Below are 23,784 nucleotides of genomic sequence, written 5' to 3'. Positions count from 1 at the left end.
AAGCCCTCTCACGTCCGTCCGACGCTCACATAGGTGAAGCCGCGCTTGCGCACGTCGCCCGGCCGATAGACGTTGCGCAGATCGACGATGATCGGCTGCTTCAAGAGGCTCCTGACCCGATCGAGATCGAGCGCGCGGAAGGCGTCCCATTCGGTGACGATGGCGAGCGCGTCGGCGCCTTCCAGCGCCGAATAGGCGTTGTCGTGGAAGGTGACCTCCGGCATCAGCGGACGCGCCTGCGCCATGCTCTCGGGGTCATAGGCGTGCACCTGCGCCCCGTCGCCGGCGAGCGAGGCGACGATGGCGAGCGAGGGCGCGTCGCGCATGTCGTCGGTGTTGGGCTTGAAGGCCAATCCCAGAAGCGCGATCTTCTTGCCGCGCACCGAGCCGCCGAGCGCGTTGATCACCTTGCGCGCCATCGCCCGCTTGCGCGCGTCGTTCACCGCGACGACCGTCTCGACGATGCGCAGCGCAGCGCCCTCGTCCTGTCCCGTCTTGATCAGCGCCAGCGTGTCCTTCGGAAAGCAGGAGCCGCCATAGCCGGGGCCCGCGTGCAGGAATTTCCCGCCGATGCGCTTGTCGAGTCCGATGCCGCGCGCGACCTCCTGCACGTCGGCGCCGACCTTCTCGCACAGATCGGCGATTTCGTTGATGAAGGTGATCTTCGTCGCGAGAAAAGCGTTCGCCGCGTATTTGGTGAGTTCCGACGTGCGGCGGCCAACGAAGACCAGCGGCGGCGCGTTCAGCGACAGCGGACGATAGATTTCCTCCATCACTTCGCGCGCGCGCGGATCTTCGATGCCGATGACGACGCGATCGGGGCGTTTGAAATCCTCGATCGCCGCGCCTTCGCGCAAGAATTCGGGATTGGAGACGACGGTGAAGTCGGCGTCCGGATTGACCTCGCGGATGATGCGCTCGACTTCGTCGCCGGTGCCGACGGGGACAGTCGATTTATTGACGACGACCGTGAATCCTTTGAGCGCTTTGGCGATGGTCTGTGCGACGGCGTAGACGAAGGACAGATCCGCATGGCCATCGCCGCGCCGCGACGGCGTGCCGACCGCAATGAAAACCGCGTCCGCGCCTTTGACCGCCGGTTCGAGTTCGGTGGTGAAGGAGAGCCGGTTCTGTTCGACGTTATTGGCGACGAGTTCGTCGAGGCCGGGTTCGAAGATCGGAATCTCACCCGCCTTCAGGCGCTCGATCTTGTTCGCGTCGGCGTCGACGCAAATGACGTTATGGCCGAAGTCGGCGAAACAGGCGCCCGAAACCAGACCCACATAGCCAGAACCAATCATTGTAATGTTCATCAGCGTCAGTCTCTCGCTTCATGTGCGATCGCCTCCCAAGGGGAGGTCGCGCGGGGAAGCCGCGCGGGTGGAGGGGAGCAGAGTGCGGGACGCGCGGTTCAGCCCGCCCGCGCCTGCCGCGCGACTCTACCCATCAAGGGATGGGTCATCCGCCGACGCCAAAGGCGGCGAGCGCCGCCATATTGACGATCTCCGTGTCCGTCGCGCCGAGTTGGACGATTTGAATCGGTTTGTCGAGTCCGACGATCAGCGGACCGAGAACGGTCGCGCCGCCCAGTTCCTGTAACATTTTTGTCGAAATAGCCGCCGAATGAAACGCTGGCATGACAAGGACATTCGCCGTATCGGTGAGTCGCGAAAACGGATAGGCGCTCATCAAATCCTTATTGAGCGCAATGTCAGCGCCCATCTCGCCCTCATATTCGAAATCGACGCGCCGTTGGTCGAGAACGTTGACCGCCTGGTGCACGCGCGCCGTGCGCTCGCCGGGCGGATAGCCGAATGTCGAAAAGGCCAGCATGGCGACCCGCGGCACGAGTCCGATGCGGCGCGCCACGCCGGCCGCCTCGATGGCGATTTCAGCCAGCTCGTGGGCGTCGGGCATTTCGGTGATGGCCGTATCGGCGACGACGACGACCCGGCCATTGGCGAGAATGATCGACGCGCCGATGACGCGGTGGCCCGGCTTGTGGTCGATCACGCGGCGCACGTCTTCAAGCGCGTGGGAGAAATTGCGCGTGACGCCCGTCACCATGGCGTCGGCGTCGCCCTGCGCCACCATCGCGGCGGCGAAATGATTGCGGTCCTGATTGATCAGCCGCTGGCAGTCGCGCATCAGATAGCCCTTGCGCTGCAGGCGCTCGAACAGGAACTGCGCATAGACCGAGTTGCGGCTCGAGAGTCTGGCGTTGTGGATTTCGATCTCTGCGGGAAGCTCAAGGCCGGCGTTCGCCGCCGCTTCCTTGACGCGATCCTCTCGGCCGACGAGCACGGCGCGTCCGAAACCCTGATGAACGAAGGATAGGGCGGCCCGGATGACCTGCTCCTCCTCGCCCTCGGCGAAGACGACGCGCTTGGGATCACGCCGCACGCGTTCGTGGACCGTCTGCATCAGACCCGCGATCGGATCGCGGCGCGCCGAGAGCTCAGCGCGATAGGCTTTCATGTCGACGATGGGGCGGCGCGCGACGCCGGTGTCCATCGCCGCGAGCGCCACGGCGGGCGGAATGATGGAGATGAGGCGCGGGTCGAACGGCGCCGGGATAATATAGTCACGGCCGAAACGCGGCCGCGCGCCTCGGTAGGCGTTGGCGACTTCGTCCGGCACGTCCTCGCGCGCGAGATCGGCGAGCGCCTTCGTCGCAGCGATCTTCATCTCCATGTTGATCGTCTTGGCGCGCACATCGAGCGCGCCCCGGAAAATATACGGAAAGCCCAGGACGTTATTGATCTGGTTGGGATAGTCGGAACGGCCCGTGGCGATGATCACGTCGGCGCGCGTGGCGCGCGCTTCTTCCGGCGTGATCTCCGGGTCGGGATTGGCCATGGCGAAGACGATCGGGTTGTCCGCCATGCTGCGCAGCATGTTCGGCGTCAGGGCCCCCTTGACGGAGAGGCCGTAGAAGATGTCGGCTCCTTCGAGCGCCTCGGCGAGCGTTCGCGCCGTGGTGTCGACGGCGTGCGCGCTCTTCCACTGGTTCATGCCCTCCTGGCGGCCGCGATAGACGACGCCCTTGGTGTCGCACAGAATGACGTTGCGCGGATCGAAACCCATCGCTTTCGCGAGATCGAGACAGGCGATGCCGGCGGCGCCGGCGCCATTGCAGACGAGTTTCGCCGATCCGATGTCGCGGCCCGTCAGCAGCAGCGCGTTGAGCATGCCGGCGGCGGAGATGATCGCCGTGCCGTGCTGATCGTCATGGAAGACCGGAATGTCCATGAGGTCGCGCAGCCGCTCCTCGATGACGAAACACTCCGGCGCCTTGATGTCTTCGAGATTGATGCCGCCGAACGAGGGGCCGAGATACCGCACGGCGTTGACGAACGCATCCACGTCCTTCGTATCGATCTCGAGATCAATGGAATCGATGTCCGCGAACCGCTTGAACAGCGCGGCCTTGCCTTCCATCACCGGCTTCGCCGCCAGCGCGCCGAGATCGCCGAGCCCGAGGATCGCGGTGCCGTTGGTGATGACGGCGACCATGTTGCCGCGGGTCGTGTAATCGAACGCCGCCGAAGGATCCTTGGCGATGGCGAGCACCGGCACGGCGACGCCCGGCGAATAGGCGAGCGACAGGTCGCGCTGAGTCGCCATCGGCTTCGAGGCGACGACCGCGAGCTTGCCGGGCCGGCCGCGCGAATGAAACAGCAGCGCCTCCTTGTCCGATATCGCCGCGCGCTGCTCTCCTTCCGCCCGATTTTCCGCCATGTCGTCGGCCATCTCCGCCCCTTTGCTTGTTGCGACGCAACACGGCGACCATACCCGGAGCGTGGCTGCGTTCACAAGCGCTTTGCCGGTAAAGGCGGCCGCGCCAAGCGTCACGGAACAATGACGAAGCGTCAGAGTTTTAGGGCATGCGCGGCTGTCCACGCTGCGGCTTAGGTCAGGATTTCGGACAGCACAGCGGTCGAAGCGGAGGTTTCAATGAGTGGCATCATTTATCTCGTCGGACTGATCGTCGTCGTCCTGGCGATTCTATCATTTCTTGGCCTGCGCTGAGGAGACGGCAGATGACTGACTACGTGCAAACGGGGCTCGACGTCAGGCCGTCGCGCGGCGAAGCCGCCGCTGTGGCGGCCGCCGAAGACATGTCTGGCCGGTCGACCAATACCGATTGGGCCGCTATCATCGCCGGCGCAACGATCGCCGGCGCAATTTCCTTCATCATGGGGGCCTTCGGTTCGGCGATCGGCCTGTCGATGACATCGCCTTATGGCGGCGCGTCCTTGGTTGTTCATCTGATCGCGTTGACGCTCTGGGTGCTTTGGATCACCGTTTCGAGCTTTGCGGTCGGCGGCTACGTCACGGGAAGGCTTCGCCGGCGCGCCGGAGATGTTTCGCAAGAAGAGGTAGAAGTCCGCGACGGGGTCCATGGCCTCGTGCTCTGGGCCGCCGCTATCGTGGTGTTCGCGCTGATCGCAGGCGCTTCTATCTTCCAGCTCGCCAAGACGGGCGTTGCCGCAGCGGCGTCTTCGGAAGGCGCGAGAAGCGAGACGTCGACGCTTGCGACCACGGTGACTCCAGTCGAGGAGCGGGTCGATTTTCTGTTGCGCGGCGATGGCGACGTGAACGCACGGGGCGTGACGATGCCGGCAGAATATCCGCGCGCGATCGTGAAGCGCATCGTCGAGCGCGGCTTGGCGACCGGCGAAATCTCCGGAGAAGATCACGCCTATCTCGTCAATGTTCTTGCTTCGCGCTCCGGCCTGGCGCCGCAGGAAGCCGAACGGCGCGTGGATCTGAGCGCCGAACGCCTGCGTGAAGACCAGGCGAAGGCGAAGGAGACGGCCGAGACCGCGCGCAAGACCGGCATCCTGCTCGCGTTCCTGTCCGCAGCGACAATGCTGCTCGGCGCGGTGGCGGCGTGGTACGGCGCAACGCTCGGCGGACGCCATCGTGATGAAAACGTCGGCGTCGCGGCGTTCTCTCGCTTCTAAATGGAGGTAGGAAATGTTCCGGTCTGTCTTGCTGTGGATGCTCGGGATTCCGATACCGATCATCATCCTGCTGGCGCTGTGGCGCTAACCCGCGAAAGCCCCGGGAGATGTTCTTCCGGGGCTTTCTTATGGCGCGCGGGGAATGTCGAAGACCAGCGGCGCGCCATCTTTGCCGCCGTCCGAAAGCACGAGCAAGCGATAGCGACTTGGGTTGAGTTCAAGCAGGGCGATGGCTTCGGGCTTGATGAGTGCGCCTTTCTTCCCGAGCGGCGCATTCTGCAGATCGAGCGTTGCGAGTTTTCTTGGTTGCACCGCTGCACCGGCCGTCAATCCACGCAGGGCGACGATCGAATAGTCCGCTGACGATAGACCGTCGCTGGGTCCAACGAGCGCGAGCGCTTCGCCGTCGGCGATTATAAGATCCCGAAACCCCTTGTTGGCGCCCAGCCGAACCGTTGCGAGAGAGGGTTTAAGATCGCCGCTCTCGAAAAGAGCCCTCGCGTCGACGCTGACGATGTAACCGTTTCCTTCCACATTCGGCGCGCGCAAGGCGAAATAGAGCCGCCCGTTCGCCGCCGCCATGCCCTCGATGTCGACGCGGTTGTGGCCCGGAGCCCTGTCGCAACGGCAGTCGCCGGGAACGGCATAGGGCGCAAGTTCAGGCAGGCTGCGCATCGCGTCCCACAGCCGCTCGCTGTGCGCCATTGTTTCGAGATGGCCATTCTCGTCGGCCGTCAGCCGGTAGACTCGTCGGCTGTCAGAATTGTCGCAGCATGTTTCGCGCTTTGCGGCGTGAGATCCGGCCACGTAAAAATAGCCGTCGTCGACGGCGGCAGCTTCGGCGTCGAGCTCCTTCTCCACGCCGCTGAAGTCGAAGGGCTCGCCGACATAAACAAGTCGATCGCCCTTGATGCGCATGAAGGCGCCCTGTCGGCCTTCATCGACGGCCAGCACACACATGCCGCTCGTTCCGCAGGCAAAGCCGCTGAAGGCTTCATTCGCCTTTTTCGCGCCGAAGTAATGCTTGTCGACCTGCCATGGCGTTGGCGATTCCGGCGCGACACGCTCCGCGGCGAAAGCGGCCGAACACAGCCAAGCGGCGGCTGCGGCGAATGTGATAGGACGGCAAATGGCGGCGATCATCGAAGTCTCCAATCGCAATCCGGCAAGCAAGCGGCGAATCTAGGCCCGGGCGGACGCGTCGTCCACATGCAAGCGCATGCCGCGCGTGGCGCTTGCGCCGCGACGTCGTTACACTGGCTGGCATGAAACACGCAGCGCCCGTTCCTGCTCAAAACCGCGATGACCAGGCGCAGACGCGCGTAACCCCGATGATCGCGCAATATATCGAGATCAAGGCGGCGAACGCCGATTGCCTGCTCTTCTATCGCATGGGCGATTTCTACGAGCTTTTTTTTGAAGACGCGCAGACCGCGTCGCGGGCGCTTGGCATCATGCTGACAAAGCGCGGCAGGCACCTTGGCGAAGACATTCCGATGTGCGGCGTGCCGGTCGAGCGCGCCAACGACTATCTGCAAAAACTCATTGCGCTCGGACATCGCGTCGCCGTCTGCGAGCAGATCGAAGACCCGGCGGAAGCCAAAAAACGCGGGCCAAAATCGGTGGTGCGGCGCGACGTCGTGCGGCTGGTCACGCCCGGCACGATCACCGAAGACGCGCTGCTTGATCCCACGAGGCACAACGCCTTTTTGGCGATCGCGCGCTTGCGGGGGGAGGACGGGCGCTGGCGATACGGCCTGGCGAGCGTCGATATTTCGACCGGCGCCTTTACGGTCTGTGAGCGCGAAGAGAGTGCGCTCGGCGCCGAGATCGCGCGCCTGGAGCCCCGCGAAATCGTCGCTGTCGACGCGCTGTGCCGCGACGCGTCTCTGTCGACGCTCTTCGAGGGCGCCGGCGCGCCCATCGCGCCGATCGGCCGCGACATTGGCGACGGCGCTGACGCGGCGCGACGCCTCATGGCGTTCTATACCGTCGCGACGCTCGACGGCTTCGGCGCCTTCAGCGACTGCGAACTCGCCGCCGCCGCAACGGCGATCTTCTATGTCGAGCGCACGCAAAAGGGACAGCGCCCGGCGCTTTCCCGTCCGACCAGTCTGCGCGCGCTGACGACGCTTGAAATCGACGGCGCGACGCGGGCCAATCTCGAGCTGACGCGCACGCTGTCCGGCGCGCGCGAGGGCTCGCTGCTTTCGGTCGTCGATCTCACCGTCACGCCCGGCGGCGCGAGACTCTTGGCCGATCGGATCGCGGCGCCCTTGACCGACGCGCGATCGATCGCAGCGCGTCTCGACGGCGTCGCCTTCTTTCTCGAAAAGTCCGATCTGCGCGCCGCGCTGCGCGCCAAGCTCGCGCGCACGCCGGATCTTTCTCGCGCCTTGTCGCGTCTGTCGCTGGAGCGCGGCGGTCCGCGCGATCTTGCAAGCGTCGGCGTCGCGCTCGACGCTGCGCAAGACATTGCGACGCTTTTTGCGTCCCTTGATCCCCCGTCGGAGATCGCGGCGGAAGCTCAGATTTTTTCTGAAGGGGACATCGCGCTCGCTGACGACATCACCGCAGCTTTGAAAGACAGCCTGCCGCTCGATAAGCGTAACGGCGATTTCATTCGCGAAGGACGCGACTCCGAGCTGGATGAGGCGAGACGGCTTCGCGACGCAAGCCGCAAGGTGATCGCCGAGCTGCAGGGACGCTACGCGCAGCTCACCGAAACGAAGCTTAAGATCAAGCACAATAATTTTCTCGGCTTTTTTCTCGAGGTCTCGCAGGCTCATGGCGAAAGGCTGCTGCGGCCGCCGTTCGACGCGACCTTCACGCATCGTCAGACGATGGCCGACGCGATGCGTTTCTCGACGCGCGAACTCGTTGAACTCGAGGCAAAGATCGCTTCGGCGGCCGATCGCGCGCTGGCGCGGGAACTGGCGATATTCGACGCGTTGGTCGCGGGCGTCTGCGCGCGCGCGGAAGGCTTGCGGCGCCTCGCCGAGGCCTTCGCGCGGCTCGATCTTTATGCCGCGCTCGCCGAAGTCGCAGAGAAGCGCGGCTGGACGCGCCCGCTGATCGACGCCTCGCTCGATTTCGAGATTGTCGGCGGGCGTCATCCCGTCGTCGAAGCTTCGCTGCAGTCGCAAGGCAAGGCTTTCGCCGCGAACGACTGTGATCTTTGCGGAACGGAGGGTGGCCGAATCGCTGTCGTCACCGGGCCGAACATGGCCGGCAAGTCGACCTATCTGCGCCAGAACGCGCTCATCGCGCTCCTGGCGCAGACGGGCTCCTACGTTCCTGCGCGGTCCGCCCGCATCGGCGTCATCGACAGGCTGTTCTCGCGCGTTGGCGCGTCTGACGATCTCGCCCGCGGGCGCTCGACTTTCATGGTCGAGATGGTCGAAACCGCGGCGATCTTGAACGGCGCGAGCCCGCGTTCGCTCGTCATTCTCGATGAAATTGGTCGTGGCACGGCGACATTCGACGGACTTTCGATCGCCTGGGCGACGATCGAACATCTGCACGAAGTGAATCGCTCGCGCGCGATCTTCGCCACCCATTTCCACGAATTGACGCAGCTTGCAAAGCGGTTGCCGCGCCTCGTCAATCTGACGATGAAGGTGACCGATCACGCCGGCGACGTGGTGTTTCTGCATGAGGTGATCAAAGGCGCGGCCGACCGCTCCTATGGCGTGCATGTCGCGCAGCTCGCGGGCCTGCCGGCGAGCGTCGTCGCGCGCGCGCATGCGATTCTCGCAGAGTTGGAAGCGGCCGACCGACGCGCGCCGGTCGAAACCTTGATCGACGATCTGCCGCTCTTCGCACGCCTCACCGAGGCGTCGGCGCCGAAGGACGCGTTGCGCGACGCGCTTCAAGAGATTGATCCGGACCAGATGACGCCGCGCGAAGCGCTCGCCGCGCTCTACGAATTGAAGAAAAAACTCTGAAAGCGTTTTTTGCGGCTTGAAGCCAAACTTCAAGGCTCGTGACTAAGTCGCAGACCGCTGGGCGTTTGGCGCACACACTCAAATCCATCGAGCCCTGTTGCGTCTTTTCCGTCGACGCCAAGACGTGTCGAACGAAGGCGCAAGGATCGGGACTATACACCGGCGCCGCCTGCGGCCTTCGCTACGCATGTCCGTTTCTCATTGACGGCGCAGCCAAATACTCTGACGTTGGAGAACGGGTCATGATTCTCGTGTTGATTTTCGTCGGCGTCGCTTTGGCGGCGGGCGGCGTGCTCTCATTGCTCGACGGACAGTTTAAGGTCAGTAAGGTCACGGCTGTCATGGCCTTTGTCGGAGGACTGATCATGGTGGTTGGCGCTGAAGCCGGATTGATCGGCTCCAGTTCGTCCTTCTTCAAAGCGCAGCAGATTAAAACGTCCGCCTGCGAATTGGACGGCGAGTCGGCCTATCCCGAAAATCGCCGCTTGGACCCAGATCACCTGATCCGCAAATATATTTTGGGGTGCATGGCGCAGTCAGGCTATGCCTGGACAAGCGATCACGAGCACTGCAAGGAAGCGCCGCTCGCCACGAATCCGCTGTGCTATCTGCCGACCGGCCTTTTCGATCGCGCGGTGACGAAAGTCCAAGTCGCCTTTGAGTAGGACACGTTGCGGCGGCGTCCGCCGCAGCTCACGCAAGATAGCGCGCGAAGACGAATTGCGTGTCGCCGTAGCGGCGTTCGTCTTCGCGCCGCAAATTCGGCGGCAGGTCGATGTGCGCCTTGGCGCTTTCTTCGACGACGACGATGGCGTCCGGCGTAAGCCAGCCGCCATCGACAAGCTCGGTGAGCGCTGGCGTCGCGAGATCCTTGCCGTAAGGCGGGTCAAGGAAGGCGAGCGAAAATGTTTCGCCTGCCGGCGCGGCGCCGAGCTTCGTGGCGTCCCGGCGAAAGATGCGCGTGACGCCGCCAAGTCCCAGCGCTTCGATATTGGCGCGCAGCAGCGCGCGCGCCTCGGCGCCGTCATCGACGAAAAGCGCCCGCGCCGCGCCGCGCGACACGGCCTCGAGTCCAAGCGCGCCGGCGCCGGCGAAGAGATCGACGACAGTCGCGCCCGCAATCGGATCGCCGAAGCGATGCGCGAGAATGTCGAAAACCGATTCGCGCAGCCGTTCGGACGTTGGTCGAATCGCCTGCGAACGCGGTCCCGAAAGCGCCCGACCGCGCAACGCGCCGCCGACGATGCGCATGGTCTAAGCGCCGCGCGGCTTGCGTGGCCCCTTGAAGGGTCCCTTGGGCGGTCCTTTGCGCGGTCCCTTGAAGGGTCCTTTGGGCGGCCCTTTGCGCGGCGCGCCTCGGCCGCCCGCGGGACCTGTGCCAGGTCCGCTGCGTGGACCTTTGTGCGGGCCCCGAGACGGGCCGCCGCTGCGCGAGGGCCGCGCGTCTCCGCCCGAGCGGGGCTGATCGAATTTGCGCTCGCGGGGGGCGCGGTCGCCCGCCGAAAAGTCGCGCTCGCCGCTGCGGGGCGGGCGCTTGTCGAATGTCCGCGGCCGTTCCTGGCGCGTCGCGCTGGCGCCGCGCGTGTCCCGTCGCGCCTCGTCCCCGTCGCGACGCGGCGGACGCTTGTCGAATCGCGCGTCATCGCGATTAGCCGTGCGATAATTTCTCTGACCGCTCGCGCGGTCGTCCGGCCGCTTCTCGAATCTCTGCGTGCGCGGACGTTCGTCGCGCCCCTCGGCGCTCCGCTCGCGCGGCGCTCGCGTCGGTGGACGCGCCCCGCGCTGATCATCGAAGCGCGGCGCACGGCGCTGTTCGGGGGCGGCTCGCTCGTCGCGGCGGCGCCCGTCCTCGCGCGGGAAACGCTCGCCGCGCGGGCTGCTGTCGCGCGAGGGGCGTTCGGTTCGCGCCTTCGGCTGGTGCGGCGCGCCATCGGCGCGCATCGCCTCGAAGCGCCGGGCGTTGCGCGACGGCGGCGGCGCCGTCTCGTCGCGCCGCCTCGTCGGAGCCCTCGTCGGAGTCACCCGCTCGACGGCGACGGCGCGGCCCTTGCGGTCGGCGACTGCGCCGCGCGAAACGCGCGCCCGCGGTCCGGCGTCGCGTTGCTCGTCCTGCTCTTTGCGCAGCGTGGAGACATGTTTGCGCGGACGCTTCTCGGCGCGCTGACGAATCTCCTGCTGTTCCGCCGGCGCCATCTCCCGCAGCGGCGCGGCGAAATCGACGCCGGCGAGTTCGGCAAGAGATTTGCCCAACTGCTCGCGCAGCGTTTTCAGTCGCACTTCTTCGACGGCGCCTTCCGCGAGATCGGCGAGCTGGAAGGGCCCGTATGACACGCGAATGAGCCGCGTCACGTCGAGCCCGAGATGCGCCATGACGCGCTTGATCTCGCGGTTCTTGCCTTCCGTGAGGTTCATCGCGATCCAGACGTTGGCGCCTTGCTCGCGTTCGAGCCGCGCCTCTATCGGCGCATAATGGACGCCGTCGATCGTCACGCCGTCGCCCAAGGAATCGAGTTGCGCCTGATCGATCGCCCCATGCGCCCGCACGCGATAGCGCCGCGTCCAACCGGTCGCGGGCAATTCGAGCGTGCGCGCGAGGCCGCCGTCATTGGTGAGCAGCAGCAGACCTTCGGTATTGATGTCGAGCCGGCCGACGCTGACGAGCCGCGGCAAGTCCGGATGGCGTTCCTCAAGATAAGAGAACACCGTGGCGCGGCCTTCTTCGTCGCGCGCCGTGGTGACATAGCCGGTGGGCTTATGGAACAGAAAGAGCCGCGTGCGCTCGCGCGCCTGCATTGGCGCGCCGTCGATCGTGATGTTGTCGTTGTCGCGCACATTGAACGCGGGACTCGTCTGCACGCGCCCGTTGACGGCGACGCGACCTTCCGCGATCCAGAACTCGGCGTCGCGGCGCGAACACACGCCCGCGCGCGCCATGACTTTGGCGATCCGCTCGCCTTCGAAGGCTTTTTCGCGGGGCGCGGGCGCAGCGGCGCGCTGCTTGGCGGGGGGCTTGTCAGGACGCTTGTCGCGTTCGCCTTGGGCGCGTGGCGCGGCGGGCCTGTCCAAGCGAGGCCTGTCAAACCGAGGCTTGTCCGAGCGCGGTTTGTCCATGCTCGGCTTGTCCGAGCGCGGTTCGCCCATGCGAGGCTTGTCCGAGCGCGGTTTGTCGAAGCCGGGCTTTGCTGGCCTTGCGTCTTGGCGTGCGGCGGCGTGCGGCGCGGACGTCTTCTTGGCGGGCCGGCGCAAGGGCCGATCGCCGCCGGGGGAGCCGGCGCGGGTATTTCGGTTCTTTTCGGTCATGGGTTCTGATAGCAGGCGCCAAGCGCGCTTTGAAGCGCGATCGCTTAAGAGATGCAAATGAGTGGCGAGGACCCTTACAGCGCCGCCTTCGGTGAGGCGCGCGCGGCGGCGGCGGCGGGCGAAGTCCCGGTCGGCGCAGCGCTTAAGCACAATGGCGAAATCATCGCCGCCGCCGGCAACCGCACGCTGCGCGATCGCGATCCGACGGCGCACGCCGAAATGCTTGTGATTCGCCAAGCCTGCGCCGCGATCGGCTCGGAGCGCCTCGTCGACTGCGATCTCTATGTGACGCTCGAGCCTTGCGCCATGTGCGCGGCCGCGATTTCCTTCGCGCGCATTCGCCGGCTCTATTATGCGGCGAGCGATCCAAAGGGCGGCGCCGTCGAGCACGGGCCGCGGTTTTTCGCGCAGCCGACCTGCCATCATCGGCCTGAAGTCTATGGCGGCATTCGCGAAAGCGAGGCGGCGCAGCTTCTTCGCGACTTCTTTCAGGCCCGGCGCTAGAGGGAGGGAGCAGAATTCACGTTTGAGGCGGATCCATCTGCGATCCGCGTCAACCGATCCTGCTCCGAGCCTCTAACCGCAGCGCCGCCTGCGCCAGTCCCTGGCGCAGCGTGTCGCGGCAGGCGTCGCCGGCGGCGAAAATGCGCGACGCCTTGAAGAGGTCCAGCGCGAGATACTGATGCACTTCCGGCCGGATGAGCACGTCGGGCGGCCGCTCGGCGATCATGCGCGAGCTGATTGCGTTCATCATGATCTGGCTCGCGACGATCATCGTCTCGAAGGCGGACGGCGGCCCCTTGCCGGTCTCGACGCCGAAATTGCCGGAGACGTCGACGGCGATGACGATGTCGGCAAGGCCCCAAAGATGGTCATAGGGAAGAGGATTGACCAATCCGCCATCGACGAAATAGCCGTGATCGCTCGTGGCGGCGCGCACGATGCCCGGGATCGCCATCGACCCAGCCACGGCGGGGCCCAGCGGACCCGTGGCGAAAACCGCTTCGATGCGGCGGCGAAAATCGGTCGCGACGACCTGCAGCGGAATGTTTAGATCTTCGAAGCGTTCCGGCATGCCTTTGGGCCAGAACGCGTGAAGAAAGCGCTCGCCGTCGAATAGCAGCGGATGCGCGACGCGGGACAGCAGCCGCTTTCGCCCCCGCGCCCGCGCATGAAGCAGCCGGCGCGCGAGTCCGATGCGGCTCTTGAGAATGGCCTGAGTGTGGGCGCGCAGCTCCGCGCCCGAGAAGCCCGCAGCATAAGCGGCGCCGACGATGGCGCCGATCGAGGCGCCGGCGATGGCCACCGGCCGCACGCCCAGTTCGTCGAGCGCTTCGAGCACGCAGATATGCGCAAGCCCGCGCGCGCCGCCGCCGCCAAGGGCGAGCGCGACGGTCTTGCCGCGATAGAGGCTCACAGGAATTTCTCCAGGGCGGCAAGCGTCCCCGCCGGCGCCTCCTCCATTGGATAGAGGCCGGAGTCGACGCGGGCCTCGGCGACATCATCGCCCCATTCGCCCCACGCGGCGACGAGCGAGGGGCCGTTCGCCGGGAAGGTCGCATCGCCGGCGACGATGAGCGTCGGCATGACGAGCTTCTTGCCCTCCGCCTTATCGGCCGCAAGGTGCTCGCGATCGATGGTCGCGCCGGCGCGGAAGTCCTCGCAGAAAGCGTGAATGCGCGCCGGGTCGTTGAAGGCCTGGCGATAGGCCGCGAGCGCATCCGCGCCGAACGGCTCCAGCGATTTCGCTTTCGTTGCGTTCATCAGCGCATCGTCGAGAAAGCCGATCGGATCGAGGCCGATCAGCTCTTCGGGCTTGGGCGCGTCAGCCGCGAGGAATCGCGCGCGTCCGACGCGCTGCAAATCCGCGTCGCCGAACTCATCGTTGGTCGGCGCGATATTGATGAGCGCAATCTTATCGATCCGGCCCGGCTGATCGAGCGCAAGCCGCTGGCCGACTCGCGCGCCCCTGTCGTGACCGACGAGCGCGAAGCGCACATGGCCGAGCGACTCCATGACCGTGACGACGTCGGCGGCCATTTCCCGTTTGCTATAGTTCTCGCCCTTCTCGCTCGCCGGAACCGCCGACCAGCCATAGCCGCGCAGATCCATCGCGACGACGCTGAAGCGCTTTGCGAGCGCAGGCGCAATTTCGCGCCAGGCGACATGCGTCTCGCCGAACCCGTGCAACAGAACCAGGGGCGGGCCTTCGCCGTGGACGCGGGCGAATATCTTTCCAGCCGGCGCATCGATCCAATGCGAAGCGAAACCAGGAAAAAACTCTGCGGAATCGGACATGCGTTACACTCATCTCCCTTAGACCTGCGCAGCTGCGCGAACGTTATACAGTATCAGCGCCGACGCTCCCGAAATATATATCGCTGATCGTCAAGCGACTATGTCACGAAGATCGTGCGTCTTGTCTGCTTGAAAAGGAAGCTGAAGCGCTTCAATGTTGAGAAAGGTCAAAAAAACTTCAAGAGCAACACGGCAACACGGGAGAGAGACATGGCAAGCCAGATCGTCAACGAGGTCGTGACCGCGAACAATGCTTACGCCGCCAATTTCGGAAGCAAGAGCGAACTTGCGCTGCCGCCGGCGCGCGGTTTCGCGATCCTGACCTGCATGGACGCGCGTCTCGATCCCGCGAAATACGCCGGCCTGTCGGAAGGCGACGCGCATGTGATTCGCAACGCCGGCGGCCGCGCGTCAGATGACGCGATTCGCTCGCTCGTCATTTCTCATAAGCTGCTCGGCACCAAGGAGTGGTTTGTCATTCACCACACCAATTGCGGCATGGAGCTCTTCTGCGACGAGATCATGAGCGACTTGCTGGATGACAATCTCGCGACGGCGAGTTTCGACGGCGAGAACTGGTCGAACCCGCAACATGGCGGCGGTTGCGCGGCCGGCCACTTCATCAAGTGGCACACGATCGAGAATCAGGAGGAAAGCGTCGCGCAGGATGTCGCGCGCATCCGTTCGCATCCGCTGGTGCCGAAAAACATCCCGATCTACGGCTACATCTATGATGTGAAGACCGGCAAGATCAACGAGGTGTCCGAAGCGACCAAACTCGGCAAGGCGGCGTAACGCGCATTGGCGTAGCTCGCGACGTTCGCTTGGCGAAGCGATCGCGACTGTCGCAATTAGTTCTATTCTGGATCCCCGATCGCGCCATGCGCGTCGGGGATGACAGAACGCGACAACAACGCTGATCGCGCGGCTCGTTATTCCACCGCGCCACCGCGCGCGCGCCAGCCGCCGGTGCCCGGCGCATAGTGGCGAAGATCCTTTCGTCCGGCGCCCTGCGCCTGGGCCAGCGCCTTGGCCGAACGCCCGCCCGCCTGGCAAATGAGGACAACGTCGCCCTTCGGAAGCTTTGTCGGATCGAAGCTCGAGAGCGGCATGTTCTTGGCCCCCGGCACATGCCCGGCGCCATATTCATGCGGTTCGCGCACATCGACGATGGCGCAGGATTTGTCCGCGACGACGCGGCAGAAATCCTCATGCTCGATCGTCGGCGCCGCGCCGCCGCCGCCCGCGAGTTTCGACAAGAGAGAGCCCAGAGCCATTGTTCGTTCCTTTCTTTTCAGGCCTGCTTTTCGGCGTCGAACTGGGTGAAGGCGGCGAGCGCGTGGCTCGCATACATCACCGACGGTCCGGCGCCCATGTAGATGCTCATGGCGAGCGTCTCCATCACCTCCTCGCGCGTCGCGCCGCGCTGTGACGCGGCCTTGGCGTGGAAAGCGATGCAATCGTCGCAGCGCACCGCGACGCTGACCGCAAGCGCGATCAGTTCCTTTGTCTTGGGGTCGAGCGCGCCTTGCGCGCCCGCCGAGATCGCCATTGCCGAAAAGGCCTTCATCACCTCAGGCGAGCCGACGCGCAATTCTCTTATGTCGGCGGCGAGCTTCTTGGCGAGCGCCGCCCAGTCTTCGATCATGACGCACTCCTTGGGATTTCGTCGTCGCGCAAGACGACATAGATCGCGGGGATGACAAGCAAGGTCAGCGCCGTCGACGAGGCGAGGCCAAAGACCAGCGAAATGGCGAGGCCCTGAAAGATCGGATCGGTGAGGATAAAGGCCGCGCCGATGATCGCCGCGGCGGCGGTGAGAAAGATCGGCTTGAAGCGGACGGCGCCCGCCTCGATCAGCGCCGCGCGCAAGCTCATGCCGCCGGCGCGCAAATGCCGGATGAAGTCGACGAGCAGGATCGAATTGCGCACGACGATGCCGGCAAGCGCGATGAAGCCGATCATCGAGGTGGCGGTAAAGGCGGCGTTGAACAGGATATGGCCGATGACGATGCCGACGAGCGTCAACGGCACCGGCGCCAGGATGACCAGCGGCAGCTTGAACGATCCGAACTGCGCGACGACGAGAAGATAGATGCCGAGCAGCGCCACGATGAAGGCCGCGCCCATGTCGCGGAAGGTGACATAGGTCACCTCCCACTCGCCGTCCCAAAGCAGCGTGGGCTTGGAATCATCGAGCGGCTGGCCGTGATATTTGATCGTCGGCGAACCTGAGGCGCCCCAATCGATCTTGTCGATCGCGTCTTCGACCGCGAGCATCCCATAGATCGGCGCTTCGAAACGTCCGGCGACCTCGGCGCTGACCATTTCGGCGAAGCGGCCGTTATGTCGGAAGATCGGATAGGAGCCGAGTTCGCGCGTCGCCTTGACGACATCGCCGAGTTCGACATTGGCCCCCTGACGCGCGGTGCCGCCGGCAGGGAGCGGCGTCGACAGGATGCGTTCGCTGGGCGTCATCGCCCCGCGCGGCAAGGCGACGGAAATATCGATGGGCTTGGCGCCGCCGCCCTTTTGCGAAAAGCCGATTTTTACGCCGCCGACCAGGGCGCCGATCGTGTCGTAGACGGCGCGTTCTTCGACGCCGTGATATTCCAGCGCTTCCTGATCGATCTCGAAGCGCAGGCGCTCGGCGCGCTGGCCGAAGCTGTCGTCCGTATCGACGACGAAATCGACCGCGTCAAAAGCCTTGCGCACTTTCGCCGCGAGATCGCGCCGCGACGGCGCGTCGGGCCCATAGACTTCGGCGAGCAGCGTCGACAGCACGGGCGGGCCCGGCGGCACTTCGACGACCTTGATCGCGGTATGCTCCGGCGCGGGCAGGCCTTCGAGCCGCTTGCGAATATCGAGCGCGATCGCATGGCTCGCGCGGCTGCGCTCGCTCTTTGGCTGCAGATTGATCGCCAGATCGCCCATCTCCGGCGCCTTGCGCATATAATAATGCCGCACGAGGCCATTGAAGTTGAAAGGCGCGGCCGCGCCCGCATAGGACTGAACGGAAGTCAGCTCAGGAATGTCTTTGAGACGCTCGGCCGCCGCCGTCAGCACCCGATCCGTTTCTTCGAGCGAAGCGCCGCGCGGCAGATCGACGACGACGGCGATCTCCGACTTGTTGTCGAAAGGCAGCAGCTTCACGCGGACGGTTTTCGTCACGAAAAGCCCCATGGAGAGAAGCGTGGCGAGACCGACGGCCGCAAGAAACCATTGCGAGCGCTTTCGGCCCTGCAGCAAGGGCGTCGCGACGCGCACATAGAAATTGCCCATGGGGCCGCGTTCATGCGCATGATCGACGCCGTCGCTGCGCTCCTGCGCGAAACGCTTGCCGGCGACCTTGAGCAAAAGCCAGGGCGTGATGGTCATGGCGACGAAGAACGAGAAGATCATCGCGAGCGAAGCGTTCGCGGGAATGGGGCTCATATAGGGACCCATCAGACCCGAGACGAACATCATCGGCAGCAGCGCGGCGACGATCGTCAGCGTCGCGACGATGGTCGGATTGCCGACCTCCGCCACGGCTTCCACAGCCGTGTCGATCAGGCTGCGGGAGTCGCGCATTTGCCAATGGCGCACGATGTTCTCGACGACGACGATGGCGTCGTCCACCAGAATGCCGATCGAGAAGATGAGCGCGAAAAGGCTGACGCGATTGATCGTGTAGCCCATCAGCCATGAGGCGAAGAGCGTGAGCAGAATGGTCGTCGGGATGATGACGAAGACGACGACGCCCTCGCGCCAGCCGACCATCACCACGATGAGCGCGACGATCGAAACGGTCGCCAGCGCCAGATGGAAAAGCAGCTCATTGGCCTTTTCGGTCGCCGTCTCGCCATAGTCGCGCGTCACCGCGATCTCGATGTCGTTGGGCACGATGCGGCCCTTGACCGCCTCTAACCGATGCATGATCTCGTCGGCGACGATCACGGCGTTGGCGCCCTTGCGCTTGGCGATGGCGATGCTGACGGCGGGGCGTTTATCGAGACCGCCGGCGGCGTTGCGGGTCATTGTCCAGCTGAGCCGGTCGGGCTCCGCCGCGCCGACGCGCACATCGGCGACGTCCTTCACATAGACGGGTCGGCCGTCTCTCGTGGTGAGCAGCAGCTGGCCGACATCGGGAACGCCCTGCAGGGTTTGGCCGGCGACGACCGGCACGGCGCGATTGGCCTCGCGAAACGCGCCGACGAGAAAGGAGCGGTTGGCGTTGGTCAGCTTGTCGATGAGCTGATTGAGCGTCACCCCAGATTGCGACAGGCGCTCCGGATCGGGTTCGACGCGGATCTGATTGGGACTGCCGCCGACGATGTAACTTAAGCCGACGTCATTGACCTTGGTGAGGTCGTGCTGCAATTCCTCGGCGACCTGATAGAGGCCGTTGTCGGTCCATCGATCGGCGCGCTCCGGCTTCGCCGACAGCGTCAGCACGACGATCGCCACGTCGTCTATGCCGCGGCCGACGATCAGCGGCTCGGGAATGCCCTTCGGCAATTCGCCGATATTGGCGCGTATCTTGTCGTGAATGCGCAGCACGGCGTTGTCCTGCGGCGTGCCGACATAAAAGCGCGCCGTGACGACGACATTGTCGTCGCGCGTCTGCGAATAGACATGCTCGACGCCGTTGACGCCCTTGATAATGTCCTCGAGCGGGCGGGTGATGAGTTCGATCGCGTCTTCAGCCTTATAGCCGTTGGCCGACACCATGATGTCGACCATCGGCACCGAGATCTGCGGCTCCTCCTCGCGTGGCAGCGAGCGCAGCGCGATCAGCCCGACGAGGATCGAGGCGATCAACAGCAGCGGCGTCAGCGGCGAATTGATGAAGGTGCGGGTCAGCGTTCCGGAAATGCCGGGGCGAAACTCTGCGCTCATGGCGTCGACACCAGGTCGCCGTCATGGAGGCCGGAAAGAATCTCGACGCCGTCGCCGTGCGCTTCGCCAAGCTGAATGACGACTTCTTCGCCGGAGGCGAGTCGGACGAAATCCACGCCGGCGCGTCGATAGACCGCGCTGCGCGGGAGGATGATCGTGTCGCGCTTGCCCGTCGTGACATAAACCCGCGCCCGTTCGCCGACGAAATAGTCGCCGAGCCCGACGACGTCGACGTCGGCGATGACGCGGCCGCCCTGAATTTCGGGATAGACGATGCGCACGCGACCCTGCTTGCGCCCGCCGCCCGCCTCTTCGTGCAGGCCGCGCGCGCCGATCTCGACCTTGTCGCCGGCCCGCATGAAGCGCGCGTGGCGCTCAGGCAATTGCAGACGCAGGATATATTTGTCTTCGGCGATCGTCGCGATGGTTTCGCCGGGCATGACGACGCGCCCCACGGAAACCGGAATGGTGAGGATGCGCCCTGGTCCCGGCGCGCGCACCGAGCCTTCCGCCGCCTGCTGCTCGATAACGCTGCGATCGGAGCGCAGGGCCGAGAGGTTGCGGTCGGCGACGTCGAGCGCCGTCTTCGCCTGATCAAAGAGCGCCTTGGTATAGACGCCGCGCCGAAACAGTTCCTGCGCGCGATCGAAATCGCCCTGCGCCTTCTCGCGCTGCGCCTGCTGAGAGCGGATGCGCTGATCGAGGGCCTGCATCTGCAGAAAAAGCTTCTGATCGACGACCGACGCGATCTCCGCGCCGCCGGCGACGTCATCGCCCTCTTTGATCTTGAGCGCGCTCACGGTGCCGCCGATGCGCGCCCGCGCCGTCAATTGATGCGCCGGCTCGACCGAGGCGACGACGGCTTTAAGGTCCTCGACGGGGGCGACCCGGATCGTGACCTCTCCGGCCTTGACGCCCGAGGACAAGGCAAGCGCGGCGAGGAGCGCCGTCGGCGCAAAATGGAAGCGGCACATTGATCTCATGCAGCCCAGTTATATGCACACAACTTAAATTAGCAATAGCGAATTTAAGTTCGGGAAGGAGAGAGCGGCGCGCAGCCGCCGAATTCCATGCGGCCGCGTCAGCCCCAAAGATTGCACCAGCCACGCGCGCTGACGGGCCCACTCACCACGCCGCAGCCTGACGGGGCGTTGAACCAGGAGCAGTTCGCGCAACTTTGCCGCCCGTTCGGGGCGCCGCGATAGGCGGCCGCCAATTTGCTCGACTTCGCTTGCGCGCTCGTTGTGCTCAGTCCAGCGGCGGCCGCGCCCAACAGCAACATCAAGGAGCGGCGCGTCGGCGCGAGACATTCAGCCATTTCACTCTCCCTTCGCAATTCGTCCGTTCTCGGACGATTTCATTAAATTAGAAGTATGTAATATACCGCATTCCTGTCGGCTTGAATGCGACATAAACGCTCTTCGGCGGCGCCGATGCGCGCGCTTGACAAGTATATTCGATAATCGTAATTTAGCGATCATGAATGTAAATCTGCTCGCGCTCGCGCCAAAGGCTGCGGAGGCCGAAAGCTTTCTCAAGGCGCTGGCAAACCGCCATCGGTTGATGGTGCTTTGTCAGCTGCACGGTGGCGAGCTGTCAGTGACAAAGCTGCAGGAGGCGATTGGACTGAGCCAATCGTCGCTCTCGCAGCATCTGGCGCGGTTGCGCGAAGACAAGCTCGTCAAGACCCGCCGCGAATCGCAGACGATTTACTATTCCCTGGCCGACGGCAATGTCTCGCGGATCATCGGACTGCTCTATGAAATGTTCTGCGCCGGGCAGTGTGGCAAGCCGGCCAAACCACGCGCGCGCGCCAAATCGAAGGAACTCACGCGATGAGCATTGATCGCATTGTTATGGCTTTCGCCGGGACCATGGTTCTCCTGAGCCTGCTTTTGGCGCAGTTGTTCAGTCCGTGGTGGCTCTTGCTCACCGCTTTCGTCGGCGTCAACCTGTTGCAGGCGGCCTTCACGGGCCTCTGCCCATTGGCGATGGCGCTGAAGCGGTACGGCGCCAAATCAGGCGCCGCCTTCTAGGGCGTCATCGACGTTCAGCATGGGTGCGTTAATCGTTCGCAGCGCGCTTAAGTGAAGACTTTGGATCGTGAGCGACGAAGGGCAGACGATGCCGTCCGATTGGATCGACGAAACGCCTTCCTTGCGCAGCCTCGACGCGGCGACGAAGACGCTTCTGCGGGACTCCGCGGTGCGCAAGCAAATTCCGCGCGGCGCCGTGCTGTTTCGGCCGGGCGATCAATGCGTCCATTTTCCGCTGATCGTCTCGGGCTCCGTGCGGGTGCAGCGGGTGACCGAATCGGGCCGGGAAATCGTGCTTTACCGGGTCGGCGCGAACGAAACCTGCGTTCTGACGACAGCCTCGCTGCTTTCGGACGACGCCTACGCGGCCGAGGGGGTCGCGGAAACTGACGTCATCGCCTTTGTTGTGCCCGCCGATCGTTTTAGCGCGTTGATGAACGCGTCGGAAGGTTTCCGTGCGCTGGTGTTCGACGGCTACGGCAAGCGTCTTGCCTCGCTGATGTCGCGCATCGAGGAGATTGTCTGCACGCGCATCAATGTTCGCTTGGCCGAACGTCTTCTCGCGCTGCGCGGCGCCGGCGACAAGATCGCGGCGACGCAGCAGGCGCTCGCCGCGGATCTCGGCACCGCGCGTGAAGTCGTCGGCCGTACGCTGAAATCGTTCGAGCGTTCAGGCTGGGTGAAATTGTCGCGCGGCGGCGCCGAGATCGTCAATCTCGCGGCATTGCGTTCGCTCTGCGACGCACAGCGTGACTAAGTCGCGGACAGGCGCGCGCCAAGCGCGCATGTCGTCGCCAATGAGCGCAACCGTCAGCGCGAAACTTAATGCGCGCCAAGCGCAAAGGGGGGAGTGAAATGGCTCATATCGTCGTCATGGGCGCGGGGATCGGCGGCGTCGCCGCCGCGATCGAACTCCGCGAGGGACTAGGAAAGCAACATCAGGTTACGGTCATTTCAGAACTCGAGAATTTCCAGTTCACGCCGTCCAACCCGTGGCTCGCGGTGCAATGGCGCAAGCCGGAAGACCTCAAGGTGCCGCTCGCGCCGGTCTTCAAGAAGAAGAAGATCAATTTCATTCCCGTTGGCGCGAAGCGCGTTCTGCCCGACGAAAACCGTCTCGAACTGCAGAATGGCGAGAGCGTCGCCTACGACTATCTCGTTATCGCGACGGGCCCCAAGCTCGCTTTCGAGGAAGTGCCGGGGCTTGGACCACATGGCGGACACACGCATTCAGTTTGCACGTTGCAGCATGCCGAGACGGCGTCCAAGGCCTATGAGGATTTCTGCAAGGATCCCGGTCCGATCATCGTCGGCGCGGCGCCCGGCGTCTCCTGTTTTGGTCCGGCGTATGAATACGCCATGATCCTTTCCACCGATCTGCGTCGGCGCGGCATCCGCGACAAGGTGCCGATGACCTACATCACGTCCGAGCCCTATGTCGGCCATCTGGGTTTGGGCGGCGTCGGCGATACGAAGGGAATGCTCGAATCGGCGTTCCGCGATCGCGACATCAAATGGATCGTCAACGCCAAGACGACCGCCATCGAACCTGGCCTTCTCAAATGCGCCGAGCTCGACGACCAGGGACAGGTCAAGAAAGAGCACGAAGTGCCGTTCAAATTCGCCATGGTGATGCCCGCCTTCAAAGGCGTCGATGCGCTGATGGGCGTCGAGGGACTGGTCAATCCGCGCGGCTTCGTCATCATCGACAAGAACCAGCGCAATCCGAAATATCGCAATGTCTTCGGCGTCGGCGTCTGCGTTGCGATCCCCCCGGTCGAGGCGACGCCGGTGCCGACAGGCACGCCGAAGACCGGCTACATGATCGAGTCGATGGTGACGGCGACGGCGCATAATATCGCCGCGCTGATCGCTGGGCGCGATGCAAAAGAAGAAGGCACGTGGAATGCGGTTTGCTTGGCGGATTTCGGCGACAAGGGCGTCGCCTTCGTCGCAAAGCCGCAGATTCCGCCGCGTAACGTCAACTGGTCGAGCGAGGGGCGGTGGGTGCATCTCGCGAAGATCGCCTATGAGAAATACTTCCTGCGCAAGGTCCGCAAGGGACAGAGCGAGCCTGTCTATGAGCGGTACATCATGAAACTGCTCGGCATCGAACGGCTGCGCCGCGCACTGTCATAAGGCGGCGCCGCAGCCATGCAACGCTAGGGCATGCAACGCTAGGGGACGAGTCGATGCGCACAAGGCCATTAGGACGCGAGATCGCCATCGCGCTTGGGTTCAAACTGCTGGCGCTCGTTGCGCTTTACATCGCGTTCTTCGGCCCCGCGCATCGCATTAGGGTGACGCCGGCGCAGATGGCGGAAACGCTGTCCGCCACTGCGCCGCGCTGAC

Annotated in this window: 22 protein-coding genes; 10 read left to right on the top strand and 12 right to left on the bottom strand. The window is 64.4% G+C overall.

The window, feature by feature from the left end:
• Positions 1 to 8: 8 nt before the first annotated feature.
• Positions 9 to 1,313, bottom strand: a complete 1,305-nt coding sequence (locus tag IYY11_RS16170; RefSeq protein ID WP_196404795.1) for a UDP-glucose/GDP-mannose dehydrogenase family protein — start codon at positions 1,311 to 1,313, stop codon at positions 9 to 11.
• Positions 1,314 to 1,458: 145 nt separating this feature from the next.
• Positions 1,459 to 3,753, bottom strand: coding sequence for an NADP-dependent malic enzyme (locus tag IYY11_RS16165; protein WP_196404794.1), 2,295 nt, complete (start codon positions 3,751 to 3,753; stop codon positions 1,459 to 1,461).
• A 290-nt stretch (positions 3,754 to 4,043) separates the two neighbouring features.
• Between IYY11_RS16165 and IYY11_RS16160 the strand changes: the two genes are divergently transcribed.
• Positions 4,044 to 4,970 (top strand): hypothetical protein, encoded by a 927-nt coding sequence (locus tag IYY11_RS16160; RefSeq protein WP_196404793.1) that lies wholly within the window; start codon positions 4,044 to 4,046, stop codon positions 4,968 to 4,970.
• Positions 4,971 to 5,096: 126 nt separating this feature from the next.
• Here the strand turns inward: IYY11_RS16160 and IYY11_RS16155 are convergent, their stop codons facing one another.
• Complete coding sequence (locus tag IYY11_RS16155) at positions 5,097 to 6,113, bottom strand: DUF3616 domain-containing protein (protein WP_196404792.1); 1,017 nt, start codon at positions 6,111 to 6,113, stop codon at positions 5,097 to 5,099.
• A 122-nt stretch (positions 6,114 to 6,235) separates the two neighbouring features.
• Here IYY11_RS16155 and mutS point away from each other — a divergent pair, with 122 nt between their 5' ends.
• Entirely contained in the window at positions 6,236 to 8,917 is a 2,682-nt protein-coding gene (mutS, locus tag IYY11_RS16150; RefSeq protein WP_196404791.1) for a DNA mismatch repair protein MutS, read from the top strand.
• 65 nt (positions 8,918 to 8,982) lie between these two features.
• Positions 8,983 to 9,582 carry a hypothetical protein gene (locus tag IYY11_RS16145; protein ID WP_246720027.1) on the top strand — a complete coding sequence of 200 codons (600 nt, stop codon included), beginning with the start codon at positions 8,983 to 8,985 and terminating at the stop codon, positions 9,580 to 9,582.
• Positions 9,583 to 9,610: 28 nt separating this feature from the next.
• On the opposite strand, the gene rsmD is transcribed toward IYY11_RS16145, so the two are convergent.
• Both rsmD and IYY11_RS23490 read right to left on the bottom strand, forming a co-directional pair.
• Positions 9,611 to 10,168 carry a 16S rRNA (guanine(966)-N(2))-methyltransferase RsmD gene (gene rsmD / locus IYY11_RS16140; RefSeq protein WP_196404789.1) on the bottom strand — a complete coding sequence of 186 codons (558 nt, stop codon included), beginning with the start codon at positions 10,166 to 10,168 and terminating at the stop codon, positions 9,611 to 9,613.
• A gap of 3 nt (positions 10,169 to 10,171) precedes the next feature.
• The gene (locus tag IYY11_RS23490) at positions 10,172 to 12,217 is read right to left on the bottom strand and encodes a pseudouridine synthase (protein ID WP_196404788.1); all 2,046 of its coding nucleotides are present in this window, start codon (positions 12,215 to 12,217) and stop codon (positions 10,172 to 10,174) included.
• A 51-nt stretch (positions 12,218 to 12,268) separates the two neighbouring features.
• On the opposite strand from IYY11_RS23490, the gene IYY11_RS16130 reads away from it, so the two are divergent.
• On the top strand, positions 12,269 to 12,721 hold the full coding sequence (locus IYY11_RS16130; RefSeq protein WP_196404787.1) for a nucleoside deaminase: 453 nt from the start codon (positions 12,269 to 12,271) through the stop codon (positions 12,719 to 12,721).
• 49 nt (positions 12,722 to 12,770) lie between these two features.
• Here the strand turns inward: IYY11_RS16130 and IYY11_RS16125 are convergent, their stop codons facing one another.
• Positions 12,771 to 13,634 carry a patatin-like phospholipase family protein gene (locus tag IYY11_RS16125; protein ID WP_196404786.1) on the bottom strand — a complete coding sequence of 288 codons (864 nt, stop codon included), beginning with the start codon at positions 13,632 to 13,634 and terminating at the stop codon, positions 12,771 to 12,773.
• On the bottom strand, positions 13,631 to 14,515 hold the full coding sequence (locus IYY11_RS16120) for an alpha/beta fold hydrolase (RefSeq protein ID WP_196404785.1): 885 nt from the start codon (positions 14,513 to 14,515) through the stop codon (positions 13,631 to 13,633). Before IYY11_RS16120 ends, IYY11_RS16125 begins: the two co-directional genes overlap by 4 nt.
• Before the next feature lie 210 nt (positions 14,516 to 14,725).
• Between IYY11_RS16120 and IYY11_RS16115 the strand changes: the two genes are divergently transcribed.
• Positions 14,726 to 15,310 (top strand): carbonic anhydrase, encoded by a 585-nt coding sequence (locus IYY11_RS16115; protein ID WP_014891715.1) that lies wholly within the window; start codon positions 14,726 to 14,728, stop codon positions 15,308 to 15,310.
• A gap of 137 nt (positions 15,311 to 15,447) precedes the next feature.
• Here IYY11_RS16115 and IYY11_RS16110 read toward each other — a convergent pair whose 3' ends face one another.
• The 5 genes from IYY11_RS16110 to IYY11_RS16090 form a co-directional block, all read right to left on the bottom strand.
• Positions 15,448 to 15,792 carry a rhodanese-like domain-containing protein gene (locus IYY11_RS16110; protein WP_196404784.1) on the bottom strand — a complete coding sequence of 115 codons (345 nt, stop codon included), beginning with the start codon at positions 15,790 to 15,792 and terminating at the stop codon, positions 15,448 to 15,450.
• Positions 15,793 to 15,809: 17 nt separating this feature from the next.
• Complete coding sequence (locus IYY11_RS16105) at positions 15,810 to 16,163, bottom strand: carboxymuconolactone decarboxylase family protein (protein ID WP_196404783.1); 354 nt, start codon at positions 16,161 to 16,163, stop codon at positions 15,810 to 15,812.
• The gene (locus tag IYY11_RS16100) at positions 16,160 to 19,396 is read right to left on the bottom strand and encodes an efflux RND transporter permease subunit (RefSeq protein ID WP_196404782.1); all 3,237 of its coding nucleotides are present in this window, start codon (positions 19,394 to 19,396) and stop codon (positions 16,160 to 16,162) included. Before IYY11_RS16100 ends, IYY11_RS16105 begins: the two co-directional genes overlap by 4 nt.
• Positions 19,393 to 20,370, bottom strand: coding sequence for an efflux RND transporter periplasmic adaptor subunit (locus IYY11_RS16095; protein WP_196404781.1), 978 nt, complete (start codon positions 20,368 to 20,370; stop codon positions 19,393 to 19,395). Before IYY11_RS16095 ends, IYY11_RS16100 begins: the two co-directional genes overlap by 4 nt.
• Before the next feature lie 107 nt (positions 20,371 to 20,477).
• Positions 20,478 to 20,714, bottom strand: coding sequence for a high-potential iron-sulfur protein (locus IYY11_RS16090; RefSeq protein WP_196404780.1), 237 nt, complete (start codon positions 20,712 to 20,714; stop codon positions 20,478 to 20,480).
• Between the two features lie 161 nt (positions 20,715 to 20,875).
• Between IYY11_RS16090 and IYY11_RS16085 the strand changes: the two genes are divergently transcribed.
• The 5 genes from IYY11_RS16085 (at position 20,876) to cydP (ending at position 23,783) form a co-directional block, all read left to right on the top strand.
• Positions 20,876 to 21,235 carry an ArsR/SmtB family transcription factor gene (locus IYY11_RS16085; protein WP_196404779.1) on the top strand — a complete coding sequence of 120 codons (360 nt, stop codon included), beginning with the start codon at positions 20,876 to 20,878 and terminating at the stop codon, positions 21,233 to 21,235.
• Entirely contained in the window at positions 21,232 to 21,432 is a 201-nt protein-coding gene (locus IYY11_RS16080; RefSeq protein WP_196404778.1) for a DUF2892 domain-containing protein, read from the top strand. The genes IYY11_RS16085 and IYY11_RS16080 overlap by 4 nt, the downstream gene beginning before the upstream one ends.
• 67 nt (positions 21,433 to 21,499) lie before the next feature.
• Positions 21,500 to 22,189, top strand: a complete 690-nt coding sequence (locus IYY11_RS16075) for a Crp/Fnr family transcriptional regulator (protein ID WP_196404777.1) — start codon at positions 21,500 to 21,502, stop codon at positions 22,187 to 22,189.
• A 98-nt stretch (positions 22,190 to 22,287) separates the two neighbouring features.
• A complete protein-coding gene (locus IYY11_RS16070) occupies positions 22,288 to 23,571 on the top strand; it encodes an NAD(P)/FAD-dependent oxidoreductase (RefSeq protein WP_196404776.1) in 1,284 nt (427 codons plus the stop codon).
• A 53-nt stretch (positions 23,572 to 23,624) separates the two neighbouring features.
• On the top strand, positions 23,625 to 23,783 hold the full coding sequence (gene cydP, locus IYY11_RS16065; RefSeq protein ID WP_196404775.1) for a cytochrome oxidase putative small subunit CydP: 159 nt from the start codon (positions 23,625 to 23,627) through the stop codon (positions 23,781 to 23,783).
• Position 23,784 lies beyond the last annotated feature (1 nt).

The sequence above is a fragment of the Methylocystis sp. H62 genome, assembly GCF_015709515.1.
Classification (GTDB): domain Bacteria; phylum Pseudomonadota; class Alphaproteobacteria; order Rhizobiales; family Beijerinckiaceae; genus Methylocystis.
The sequence above is the reverse complement of the archived record's forward strand: the minus strand, read 5'-3'. Positions and strand labels throughout refer to the sequence as shown.